Genomic DNA, 11,251 nt, shown 5'->3' with positions numbered 1-11,251 from the left:
CGTGCATTGCATTGCGCAGCAGGTGCGGTTAGGTTCAAGACCTAAGCCAAGCAGCCGCATACGGGGGCGCCTTTCACGGCGGCCCGATGCTCGTCGTCGATGCCGGGAGTGTTGCCTTGAAACTGAAGCCGCTGACCGAAGAGGAACGCAGCCGGGCGCGGGAGAAGGCCACCGCGGCCCGGAGCGCCCGGGCCGACATCAAGGCCAGGATCAAATCCGGCGAGCTGACCGTCGAGGAAGTGATCGTCACCCACGCCTCCGACGAGGCGATCGGGCGGCTCAAGGTCGTCGACCTGCTCCGGGCGCTGCCCGGAGTGGGGGAGCGGCGGGCAGCTGGAATAATGGCTACGGTAGGTATCGCCCCCACCCGCCGCGTGCGGGGGCTGGGCGTGCACCAGCGCAAGGCGCTGATAGAACTTTTGGAATCGAGCTAGCGCTCCCGCCGGGACCGCCGCAGCCGGTTCCGCAACGAGAGCAAGCGAGGTCCACGTGTCGCAACCGCGGCTGACAGTACTGGCAGGTCCGACAGCCGTCGGCAAGGGCACTGTTTCCACCTTTATCCGTGACAACTACCCCGATGTGTGGCTGTCCGTCTCCGCCACCACCCGCGCGCCGAGGCCGGGGGAGGAGGACGGCGTCCACTATTTCTTCGTCAGCCCCGAGGAGTTCGACGAGCTGGTGGCCGGCGGACAGATGCTGGAGTGGGCCGTGGTCCACGGGCATAACCGCTACGGCACCCTGCGCCGCACCGTGGAGCAGGCCATGGCCGAAGGCCGCTCGGTGCTGCTGGAAATCGACCTGCAGGGTGCACGGCAGGTGAAGAAGTCCATGCCGGAGGCGAATTTCGTGTTCCTGGCCCCGCCCAGCTGGGACGAAATGGTCCGCCGCTTGGTCGGCCGCGGCACGGAAACACCCGAAGAGCAGCAGCGGAGGCTGGAAACCGCTAAACTGGAGCTTGCCGCCGAGCCCGAGTTCGATCACACCGTCATTAACGACGACGTGCAGCGGGCTGCGGCTGAGCTTGTTTCACTCATGGGGATCCGTCCTCGCCAGCACTGAGCCCCGGCATCCCGTACCAAGAGCTTTGGAGAATTCCTTGACGACTTCCAACGAAGGCATCATCAACCCGCCCATCGACGACCTGCTGCAGGCCGCCGATTCCAAGTACGCGCTGGTCATCTACGGTGCCAAGCGTGCCCGCCAGATCAACGCCTACTACTCGCAGCTGCACGAGGGCCTGTTCGAGTACGTCGGCCCGCTGGTGGAGACCAAGCTGAACGAAAAGCCGCTGTCGATCGCGCTGCGCGAGATCAACGAGGGCCAGCTGGTCGTCCGCGCCAACGAGTCCGCCGAGTAGCAGCCGGTTTCGGCGGGCGCGGAAGGGGCAGGTCCGGTGCGGATCGTTCTGGGGGTGGGCGGCGGCATCGCCGCGTATAAGGCCGCGCTTCTGCTGCGCCTGTTCACTGAGGCCGGCCACGACGTGACCGTCGTGCCGACCGAAGCCTCGCTGCGGTTCGTGGGGGTGGCGACCTGGGAGGCCCTGTCCGGCCACCCGGTGACCACCACCGTCTTCGACGCCGTCGAGACGGTCAACCACGTCCGGCTCGGCCACGAGGCCGACCTGGTGGTGGTGGCCCCGGCCACCGCCGACCTGCTCGCCAAAGCCGCCACGGGCCAGGCCCCGGACCTGCTGACCAACACCCTGCTGATGGCCCGCGGGCCGGTGGTCTTCGCTCCGGCCATGCATACCGAAATGTGGGCCCACCCCGCCACCCGGGCCAACGTGGAGCTGCTGCGTTCCCGCGGGGCAGTGGTGATGGAGCCCGGCGTCGGGCGCCTTACCGGCTCTGACTCCGGTCCGGGCCGGCTGCGCGAACCCGAAGAGATCTTCGCCGCCGCCCTGGACGCGGCCCGGCAGCAGTCCTCCGGGTCCTCCCAGGCCGACGCGGCGGGGCCGCTGGCCGGCCGCACGGTCGTGATCAGTGCCGGCGGCACCCGCGAACCGCTGGATCCCGTCCGGTTCCTGGGCAACCGTTCCTCCGGCAAGCAGGGCGCAGCCCTGGCCGAGGCGGCCCTCGCCGCAGGCGCACAGGTGCGGTTCGTCGCCGCCCACATGGATGTACCTCCTCCGACGGGCGCCGAGACCACCCGGGTGGAGACCGCCCTGGAACTGCGCGACGCGATGCTGAAGGCCGCCGACGGCGCCGACGTGGTGATCATGTCCGCCGCCGTCGCCGACTTCCGTCCCGCCGCGGCCTCGGACACCAAGATCAAGAAGCGCGACGACGGGCAGGACCCGGTCATCGAACTCGTCCGCAACCCCGACATCCTCCGCGAGCTGGTGATCCGGCGCGACGAACAGCGCCCCGAAGGCGGCACAGGACCGGGCTCCGGCCCGCTGATCGTCGGCTTTGCCGCGGAAACCGGCGACGACGGCTCCGATGTGCTGGCCTACGGGCGGCACAAACTCGCCCGGAAGGGCTGCGACCTGCTGGTGCTGAACCGTGTGGGCCGGAACCTGGTCTTCGGACAGGACAGCACCGAGGTCATGTTCCTCACGCCCGGAATGGACCCCGAGGCCCCGGTCCCCTCGCTGGCCGGAACCAAGGCTGACATCGCCGCAGGCATTGTCGGCCGGGTGGCTGCCGCCCTGCGCTGATCCACGCGCCCGCGCGGCCGTTCGGCCGGGTCCGGAAGGTCAGGGCCAACCGGTAGAGTTGGATCCGTGAGTCTTACTTCCCCCGTTTCCACGCCCGGGTCCGGGCTGCGCCTGTTCACGTCCGAATCGGTCACCGAAGGCCACCCGGACAAAATCTGTGACCAGATCAGCGATGCCATCCTCGACGGCATGCTCAAGGCCGACCCAGAGTCCCGCGTCGCCGTCGAGACCCTGGTGACCACCGGACTGGTCCACGTCGCCGGCGAGGTGACCACCGAAGCGTACGTGGAGATTCCCCAGCTGGTCCGCGACACGATCCTGGGCATCGGCTACGACTCCTCCGCAAACGGGTTCGACGGCGCCCGCTGCGGGGTATCCGTGTCCATCGGCCAGCAGTCCCCGGAAATCGCCTCGGGCGTGTTCAACTCCGTGGAGAACCGCTCCGGCTCCCCGGCGGACCCCAACGACGTGCAGGGCGCCGGCGACCAGGGCATCATGTTCGGCTTCGCCAGCGATGAAACGGGCGTGTACATGCCCACCCCCATCTGGCTGGCGCACCGGCTTTCCGAGCAGCTGTCCACCGTGCGCAAGAACGGTACCCTGCCCTACCTGCGCCCCGACGGCAAGACCCAGGTCACCATCGGCTACGACGGCGACCGCCCGGTATCCGTCGACTCCGTGGTGATCTCCTCCCAGCACGCGGCCAACGTCGACCTGGGGCAGCTGCGCGCCGACCTTGCCGAGCACGTCATCGCCCCGGTGCTGGCGGACACCGAACTGGACACCTCCGACGTCCGGCACATCCTGAACCCCGGCGGGCCGTTCGTCATCGGCGGTCCGGTCGGTGACGCGGGCCTGACCGGCCGCAAGATCATCGTCGACACCTACGGCGGCTTCGCCCGCCACGGCGGCGGCGCCTTCAGCGGCAAGGACCCGTCCAAGGTGGACCGGTCCGCCGCCTACGCCATGCGCTGGGTGGCCAAGAACGTCGTCGCCGCGGGTTTGGCACGCCGGGCCGAGATCCAGATCGCCTACGCGATCGGCATGGCCCACCCGGTCGGCATCTATGTGGAGACCTTCGGCACCGAGACCGTCGACCCGGCAAAGATCGCCCTCGCCATCGAGGACGTCTTTGACCTGCGGCCGCTGGGCATCATCAACGCCCTCGACCTCAAGCGCCCGATCTACCAGAAGACCGCCGCCCACGGCCACTTCGGCCGGGAGGATCCGGACTTCACCTGGGAGCGCACCGACAAGGCAGCGGACCTGCGCAGCTGGTTCAACGCCTAGGCCCGGCAATGGGAGCGCAGCCCGGACCGGATGCCGCAGGCACCCGCAACGGTGCCGCCGCCCCCGATGAGCAGCCCCGCCAGCTGAGCCTGCTGCACGGGTTCGCCGCCCCGGCCGCCCCGCCGGGCAAGGCGCGGCCCGCCGCACGGCTGCCGATTGCCCGCGTCCTGCTGGACTCGCCGCTGCCGCACCTGGACCGCCCGTTCGACTACCAGGTGCCCGCTGAGCTCGATGCCGACGCAGCGGCCGGTGCCCGGGTCAAGGTGCGGTTCGGCGGCCAGGAGCTGCCCGGCTTCATCACCGAACGCCGGGCCGAGCCCGAGCCCGGCGTCCGGCTGATCAACCTCGGCAAGGTGGTCTCCCCGCAGCCGGTGCTCAGCCCGGAGATCCTGGCCCTGGCCCAGGCCGTGGCCAGGCGCTATGCCGGAACGGTGCACGACGTCCTCCGCGTTGCCATCCCGCCCCGGGTGGCGAAGGTCGACAAGGAATACGCAGCGGCTTCCGCGGCCCCAGCGGAGCCGGACGCGGGGATCCCTGCCGCCGATGAACCTGCCGCCGCTGAACGTGCTGCAGATGAGCCTGCCGCCGGCGCCGGCCCTGACCCGGACAACCCCCAGCCGGTCCCGGCGCCTCCGGGCGGCCTGGACCGCTATCCCAGCGGTCCGGCCTTCCTGGCCCACCTGGCCGCGGGGGACAGCCCCCGCGCGGTGCTGTCCTCCCTCGGCGGCTTCGGACCGGCCGACTGGCCCCGTGAGATTGCCGCAGCCGTGCACGCCACCGTACGCTCGGGCCGCGGCGCCCTGGTCGTGGTGCCCGACCGCAAGGACCTCGACCGGGTGGTGGAGGCCCTCGACGAGGTCCTGGAGCCCGGCCAGGCCGTCCGGCTCAGCGCCGACGACGGACCGACGCCGCGCTACCGGAACTTCCTCCGGTTGCTCCACGGCGAGGCCCGGGTCGCCGTCGGCACCCGGTCCGCCGCCTACGCTCCGGTGGCGGACCTGGGCCTGGTGTGCATCTGGGACGACGGTGACGAACTGCACGCGGAGCTCCGCGCGCCGTATCAGCACGCCCGCGAGGTGCTGCTGCTGCGGGCGGGGGCGGAAGGGGCCGGACTGCTGATCGCCGGCATTACCCGCACTCCCGAGGCCCAGCGGCTGGTGGAGACCGGATGGGCCGCGTCCATCAGTGCGGACCGCACGGCGGTCCGCCGGCTGGCCCCCCGGGTGACCGCGACGGCGGACTCCTTCAACCTGGAGCGGGATCCCCTGGCCGCCCGTGCCCGGATTCCGCATGCGGCATGGAAAGCGGCCCAGGACGGGCTCTCCCGCGGCCCGGTGCTGGTGCAGGTGGCGCGGACCGGATTCTCGCCGGCCCTGTCCTGCCAGGACTGCAGGGAGCCGGCGCGCTGCCCGGACTGCGGGGGGCCGCTGGCCGCCGCCGGGCGCAACGCGGTACCCGCCTGCCGCTGGTGCGGCCATCCCCAGCCCCGCTGGCAGTGCCCCAACTGCGGCAGCGGGCGGCTGCGCGCCGCGGCCGTCGGCGCCGGACGGACCGCCGAAGAACTGGGACGGGCCTTTCCCTCCGTGCCCGTGATCTCCTCCGCCGGCGACCACATCCGCACCCACGTCTCCGCCGACCCGGCACTGGTGGTGGCCACACCGGGCGCGGAACCCGTCGCGGCGGACGGTTACGCCTCGGCCCTGCTGCTTGACGGCACGGCCATGCTGTCCCGGGAATCACTGCGGGCGGCCGAAGACACCCTCCGCCGCTGGTTCAACGCCGCGGCGCTGGTCCGCCCGGCCACCGAAGGCGGTCAGGTGGTGGTCACCGCCGAAGATACGGCCACGGTGGGACACCTGCTGCGCTGGGACCCCGTGGGTGCAGCGGAGCGGGAACTGCAGCAGCGCCGCGAGCTCGGCCTGCCGCCGGCGTTCCGCTTCGCCTCGCTGACCGGCTCCCGGGACGCCGTCGCCGCCTTCCTGGCCCACGCCGAACTGCCGGACACCGTGCGCGTCGTGGGGCCCGCCCCGGTGGCGGAGGAGCAGGACGGCGAAGGCGGAGCGCCTGAGGGCCTGAGCTGGCGCACGCTGGTCTTCTTTCCGTATTCCGTCGCGGCGGCCGTCACCGCGTCCCTGCGGGCAACCCGTGCGGCGTTCTCCGCCAGGCGGACGGGACAGCCGGTGTATGTGCGGGTCGACGGCCTGGACGTTCTCTAGGCGGACGGCGGGCAGCCCGGCACAACCCGTCCGCCGGAGCGCACCCGGACCGGCCCGCCCACCGGCCCGCCGGGGCCTGCCGGCGCGGACGTGCACGGGGGCGGCAGGTAATGGTAGACAGGCTGCTGACGACAACCATCTGCAGGAAGGCCTCCCATGACCCGTCCGGACACCGCCCGCGAGATCCACCTTGCCTCCCGCCCGGACGGCTGGCCGGGGCAGGAGAACTTCCGCTTCACCGAGGTTCCGCTGCCCGAGCTCGAGGACGGACAGGTGCTGGTGCGCAACCACTTCATGTCCGTGGACCCCTATATGCGCGGCCGGATGAACGACGTGAAGTCCTACGTGCCGCCCTTCCGGCTGGACGAGCCGCTCGAGGGCGGCGCCGTGGGCGAAGTGGTCGAGTCCCGGTCCGAGCGGCACAGGGCCGGCGACATGGTGCTGCACAACGCCGGCTGGCGGGACTGGACCGTGCTGCCCGGCAAGGCGGCCCGGGGCGTCGACACCGCAGCGGCGCCCGCATCGGCCTACCTCGGCGCCCTTGGCCTGACCGGGCTCACCGCCTACGCAGGGCTGACGAAGGTGGCTGAGTTCCGGGAGGGCGACGTCGTTTTCGTCTCCGGGGCGGCGGGGGCCGTCGGCTCCCTGGTGGGCCAGATCGCCAAGGCGCTCGGGGCCTCCCGGGTGATCGGCAGTGCCGGCAGCGCCGAGAAGGTCGCCAAGCTGCTCGACTACGGCTTCGACGCGGCGTTCAACTACCACGACGGCCCGGTGCACCGGCAGCTGCGCGACGCCGCGCCGGACGGCATCGACGTCTACTTCGACAACGTGGGCGGCGACCACCTGGAAGCGGCGATCGGCGCCATGAACCGGGGCGGCCGGATCGCGCTCTGCGGCGCCATCTCGCAGTACAACGAGACCGAGCCCTCGCCGGCCCCGCGCAACCTGGCGCTGGCCATCGGCAAGGAACTCACCCTGCGCGGCTTTATCGTGCGCAGCTACAACCAGTACGCGGCCGAATTCGCCGAGCTGATGGGCCGGTGGCTGCAGGACGGCACCGTCCGGTTCGACGAAACCGTGGTGACCGGGCTCGACAACGCGCCGCAGGCATTCATTGACCTCATGCGCGGGACCAACACCGGAAAAATGCTGGTCGATCTGCGCTGACCGGCGGCGGGCCGCCGGCTTCAGCGGTTCCGGTGCGCCTGGACGGCTTCGGCGGCGGCGGCGAGCAGCTGCTGCGCCGAGTCCTCCCAGGAGTATTCGGCCGCGCGCCGTCGGCCCGCTTCGGAGGCCTTCCTCCATTGCTCCGGGGCGGCGAGCTCCTGCACCGCGGCTGCGAACTCCGCCGGGCTGTCAGGGTCGACGAGTGCCGCCGCCCCTGCCGTGACCTCTCGGAAGATGGGTACGTCGCTGGCGATCACCGGGGTCCCCGCGGCCATGGCCTCGATCAGCGGCAGCCCGTAGCCTTCGGCCCGGGAAAGGCTCACCAGCGCCGTGGCCCGCGACAGCAGATCGGCATACTCCTCGTCGGTGACACCGTTGTGGAAGACGACGCGGCCGCCGTCGGGCACCAGCGCCTCGAGTTCGGCCCTGCGGGCATCGGTGATCCGGCTCAGCAGGTGCAGGGTCCAGCCCGGCAGCTCCCGCATGCCGCGCACCGCGGTCTCCACGTTCTTGTACGGCATGAACGAGCCCATGTAGAGCAGGCTCCGCTCCGGTTCGGCGTCGCCGCGCGGCTGCGCCCCCGGCTGCGGTGCGTTGCCGACGATCCGCACGGGCCGCCGGGTCAGCCGGTGCGTCCGGATCAGGCCGCGCGTGGTTTCGCTGATGGTGGCCACGACGTCGGCCCGGTTCAGCAGCACCCGCTGCGGCCAGTACGCCAGGTGGTACAGCCGCCAGAGCAGGCGCACCGGCGCCGGCAGGAAGCCCGGCGGTTCCGGGTTCTGGTAGTAGATCAGGTCGTGCAGGGTGAGGATCAGCGGGTACTTCCGGCCCCAGCTGCCCATGGTCTGCATCGGGCAGACGACGACGTCGCCGCGCAGCCGGTTGACCCGGGCCGCCACGAACAGCTCGGCGGGGGAGAGGGGCGAGTTGATCCGCACATGCGGCAGAGCCGGCAGCAGCTCCAGCTGCCGCTCGTCGCTGATGAGCATCAGCACCTCGGCGTGCCGGGAGACCGCCTCCATGAGGCTCGCGCCGTACCGGCTGATGCCGTCGTGCTGGCCGATCCGGGTGAACCGGGCGTCGAAAACGATCCTCATGCCGCAGCTCCCGGGCCGCGCCGCGCCAGGAACGCCTCGATCAGCGCGGCGGCCTCGGCGGGCCGCTCGTAGTGCACCAGGTGCCCGACGCCGGGCAGCACGTGCAGCTCGGCGTCCGGCATGGCCGCGGCGAGCTTCCGCTGGCCGGGAACCGAGCCGAGGTCGTCCCGTTCCGCCGCAATCAGCAGCACCGGCAGCTCCAGCTGCGGGGCGACGTCGCGCACGGTCGCCGAGATGGAGGCCTGGAACGCTTCCAGCACCACCCGCCGGCTGGTGAAGGCGCTGAAGTACGCGTCGTGCTGGCCGTGGATCCAGCGGCGCAGCCCGCGGTCCCGGGTCTTGGCCATCATGATGCTGCTGCCGCGGACCACCGCCCGGTTCCGCAGCAGCGCCAGGCCGGCGGGTTCGGGCAAAGCGGCACCGGCCCGGTAGTACAGCTCGGCCGCCTTGCTGGCCAGGCCGCGCGGCCCCTCCAGCGCCGGCTCGCAGATCGGGTTGATCAGGATCAGGGCACCGACCCGCCAGGGATCCCGCGCGGTCAGGGCGGAGGCGATGATGGAGCCGAAGGAATGCCCGAGCAGCACCGTCTCCGGCCCCAGGCCCAGGCTGTCCAGGGCGGCGGCAACGAAGTCGGCGTAGGCCGCCACGTCGTGCCGGCCGGGCAGTGCCTCCGAGCTGCCGAAGCCCGGCAGGTCGGGGATCAGCACGCGCCGGTGCGGCAGGGCCTGGGCAATGCGCAGCAGGCCGTGGTGGTCCCCGCGGAAGCCGTGGACCATGAAGACGGGAGCGGAAGCCGCCCCGGGGCCGGCCGGCGCGGCGTCGGGAGCGGCGGCCAGGGGCGCGAAGTCCCAGCAGCGCTGCAGCGTTCCCTGCACCTCGAAGGTGCGGACGGAGACCTCGCGGCCGTCAGCCGCGGGGAGCAGGGGAGCGGGCATCAGTTCACCGCATCCGGATGCGAACCGGTACGGCGGCCCGAGTCGAGGGCCGCCAGGGCCTCCCGGTGTCCCTCGGCCAGCTCAAACGAGTACACGTCGAGGTTTCCGCGGATCCGTTCCTCCGTACTGGCCTTGGGCAGGACCACGACGTCGTTCTCCACGTGCCAGCGCAGCACCACCTGCGCGGCCGTGCGGCCCAGTTCGGCTGCGATCTCCTGCACCACCGGATCCTCCAGCAGGGCGCCGCGGCCCAGCGGGCTCCATGCGGCGGTACGGATCCCGGCGTCGGCGTGGAACCGGCGCAGCTCATGCTGCTGCAGCCAGGGGTGCAGCTCCACCTGGTTGACGGCGGGGACGACGTCGACGGCGTCGAGCAGCTGCTCCAGATGTGCGGGCTGGAAGTTGGAGACGCCGATGGCGCGGATGCGGCCTTCGCGGTAAAGCTCCTCCAGCACCCGGTACGTTTCAATGAACAGGCCCCGCTCCGGGCAGGGCCAGTGGATCAGGTACAGGTCCACCTGCTCCAGGCCCAGGCGGGAAAGCGAGGCTTCGAAGGCCGGCCGGACGGCGTCGCGCCCCTGGTCCGTGTTCCACAGCTTGGTGGTGATGAAGACGTCGTCGCGGACCACGTGCCCGGCGTCGGTGAATGCCCGCAGCGCGGCCCCGACGCCCGCCTCGTTGCCGTACAGGGATGCGGTGTCGAGGTGCCGGTAACCCGCTTCGAGGGCCAGGGTGCACAGCGCCTCGGTGTCCTCGGGCGGGATCTTGTACGTGCCGAAGCCGACCTGGTCGATCTGCACGCCGTTGTTGAGCAGGAGTCTGGGCGCCGGTTGCATGCCTACGACTCTACCGAACCGGTGCCCTGCGCCGACCGCCGGCAGCCGGCCCGGGGGCGCTCCCGGGGGCTCCCGGGCAGCGCCCGGGTGGGCAGGTTCGTGCCCGGAGGGGCCAAAACCCCTAGCACAGCCGATTGCTGATGGCGAAACTGTTAATTTGCTGGTTGCATGGTTTCTGCGCAGGCCCCCGGGTTGCGCAGGACACGTCAGAGCCGGCTCGGGAAGCCTCCCGCGGCCGGCTGGGATTCCACGGATCGGAGAAGTCGATGGAGACGGTGCCTTTAGGAGAGGTTTTCGTCAGTGAGCTGGCGGGAACCGCCATCCTGCTCATTCTTGGCTGCGGCGTCGTCGCAAACGTCGCCCTGGCACGCACCAAGGGCAACGGCGGCGGTTTCCTGATGGTCAACTGGGGCTGGGGAATCGGCGTGTTCGCAGGCGTCTACGCCTCGGCCATGTCCGGCGCCCACATCAACCCGGCGGTGACCATCGGGTTCGTCGCGTCCGGCGCCGAGGAACTCGCACCCGGGGTGCCGATGGGCTTCGGAGCCGTCATGACGTACTTCGCCGCCCAGCTGGCCGGTGCGATCATCGGCGCGTTCATCGTCTGGCTTGCGTATAAGAAGCAGTTCGACGACGAGGCCGATCCGGCGAACATCCTGGGCGTGTTCTCCACCGGACCGGCCATCCGCTCCTACGGCTGGAACCTGGTCACCGAGATCGTCGGCACCTTCGTGCTGGTCTTCATCATCTTCGCCTTCGCCGGAACGGTCACCGGCCTGGGGCCGCTGGCCGTGGCCCTGCTGGTCGTCGGCATCGGCGCCTCCCTCGGCGGGCCGACCGGCTACGCCATCAACCCGGCCCGTGACCTCGGCCCGCGCATCGTGCACGCCCTGCTGCCGATCAAGAACAAGGGCGCCTCCGACTGGTCCTACGCGTGGGTCCCGGTCGTCGGCCCGCTCATCGGCGGTGCGCTGGGCGCCATCGTGGCCGGCTGGATTCCGCTGCCCGAGGTCTAGCCGTCCCCTTCACCGTCCGCCGTCCGCCGCATTTC

At 71.2% G+C, this 11,251-nt stretch carries 11 protein-coding genes; 8 read left to right on the top strand and 3 right to left on the bottom strand.

The window, feature by feature from the left end; genetic code table 11:
* Positions 1–116 precede the first annotated feature (116 nt).
* From mihF to AC5RV6_RS09700, 7 genes are all read left to right on the top strand, one after another.
* Positions 117–434, top strand: coding sequence for an integration host factor, actinobacterial type (mihF, locus tag AC5RV6_RS09730; protein ID WP_494007394.1), 318 nt, complete (start codon positions 117–119; stop codon positions 432–434).
* 55 nt (positions 435–489) lie between these two features.
* The gene (gmk, locus tag AC5RV6_RS09725) at positions 490–1,059 is read left to right on the top strand and encodes a guanylate kinase (protein ID WP_494007102.1); all 570 of its coding nucleotides are present in this window, start codon (positions 490–492) and stop codon (positions 1,057–1,059) included.
* Between the two features lie 37 nt (positions 1,060–1,096).
* Entirely contained in the window at positions 1,097–1,357 is a 261-nt protein-coding gene (gene rpoZ / locus AC5RV6_RS09720; protein ID WP_494007101.1) for a DNA-directed RNA polymerase subunit omega, read from the top strand.
* Positions 1,358–1,393: 36 nt separating this feature from the next.
* Positions 1,394–2,659: a bifunctional phosphopantothenoylcysteine decarboxylase/phosphopantothenate--cysteine ligase CoaBC gene (gene coaBC, locus AC5RV6_RS09715; RefSeq protein ID WP_494007100.1), complete on the top strand. Its 1,266-nt coding sequence runs from the start codon at positions 1,394–1,396 to the stop codon at positions 2,657–2,659.
* 66 nt (positions 2,660–2,725) lie between these two features.
* A complete protein-coding gene (gene metK / locus AC5RV6_RS09710; RefSeq protein ID WP_494007099.1) occupies positions 2,726–3,949 on the top strand; it encodes a methionine adenosyltransferase in 1,224 nt (407 codons plus the stop codon).
* Positions 3,950–3,957: 8 nt separating this feature from the next.
* Complete coding sequence (locus AC5RV6_RS09705) at positions 3,958–6,165, top strand: primosomal protein N' (RefSeq protein WP_494007098.1); 2,208 nt, start codon at positions 3,958–3,960, stop codon at positions 6,163–6,165.
* A 156-nt stretch (positions 6,166–6,321) separates the two neighbouring features.
* Positions 6,322–7,332, top strand: coding sequence for an NADP-dependent oxidoreductase (locus AC5RV6_RS09700; protein ID WP_494007097.1), 1,011 nt, complete (start codon positions 6,322–6,324; stop codon positions 7,330–7,332).
* 20 nt (positions 7,333–7,352) lie between these two features.
* On the opposite strand, the gene AC5RV6_RS09695 is transcribed toward AC5RV6_RS09700, so the two are convergent.
* From AC5RV6_RS09695 to AC5RV6_RS09685, 3 genes are read right to left on the bottom strand one after another with little or no spacing between them, the layout of a single operon-like run.
* Entirely contained in the window at positions 7,353–8,429 is a 1,077-nt protein-coding gene (locus tag AC5RV6_RS09695) for a glycosyltransferase family 4 protein (RefSeq protein ID WP_494007096.1), read from the bottom strand.
* On the bottom strand, positions 8,426–9,364 hold the full coding sequence (locus AC5RV6_RS09690) for an alpha/beta fold hydrolase (protein ID WP_494007095.1): 939 nt from the start codon (positions 9,362–9,364) through the stop codon (positions 8,426–8,428). The genes AC5RV6_RS09695 and AC5RV6_RS09690 overlap by 4 nt, the downstream gene beginning before the upstream one ends.
* On the bottom strand, positions 9,364–10,200 hold the full coding sequence (locus tag AC5RV6_RS09685; RefSeq protein ID WP_494007094.1) for an aldo/keto reductase: 837 nt from the start codon (positions 10,198–10,200) through the stop codon (positions 9,364–9,366). The genes AC5RV6_RS09690 and AC5RV6_RS09685 overlap by 1 nt, the downstream gene beginning before the upstream one ends.
* A gap of 275 nt (positions 10,201–10,475) precedes the next feature.
* Here AC5RV6_RS09685 and AC5RV6_RS09680 point away from each other — a divergent pair, with 275 nt between their 5' ends.
* On the top strand, positions 10,476–11,216 hold the full coding sequence (locus tag AC5RV6_RS09680) for an MIP/aquaporin family protein (RefSeq protein WP_494007393.1): 741 nt from the start codon (positions 10,476–10,478) through the stop codon (positions 11,214–11,216).
* Positions 11,217–11,251 lie beyond the last annotated feature (35 nt).

Source organism: Arthrobacter saudimassiliensis (assembly GCF_059090665.1).
Note: the sequence above shows the minus strand (reverse complement) of the source record. Positions and strands in the feature narration are given on the sequence as shown.

What these genes read in the sequence shown, in the direction of transcription:
- AC5RV6_RS09690 (WP_494007095.1), bottom strand. Translation starts at nt 9,364, where the DNA reads ATGCCCGCTCCCCTGCTCCCCGCGGCTGACGGCCGCGAGGTCTCCGTC.
- AC5RV6_RS09695 (WP_494007096.1), bottom strand. Translation starts at nt 8,429, where the DNA reads ATGAGGATCGTTTTCGACGCCCGGTTCACCCGGATCGGCCAGCACGAC.
- AC5RV6_RS09705 (WP_494007098.1), top strand. Translation starts at nt 3,958, where the DNA reads ATGGGAGCGCAGCCCGGACCGGATGCCGCAGGCACCCGCAACGGTGCC.
- AC5RV6_RS09700 (WP_494007097.1), top strand. Translation starts at nt 6,322, where the DNA reads ATGACCCGTCCGGACACCGCCCGCGAGATCCACCTTGCCTCCCGCCCG.
- AC5RV6_RS09685 (WP_494007094.1), bottom strand. Translation starts at nt 10,200, where the DNA reads ATGCAACCGGCGCCCAGACTCCTGCTCAACAACGGCGTGCAGATCGAC.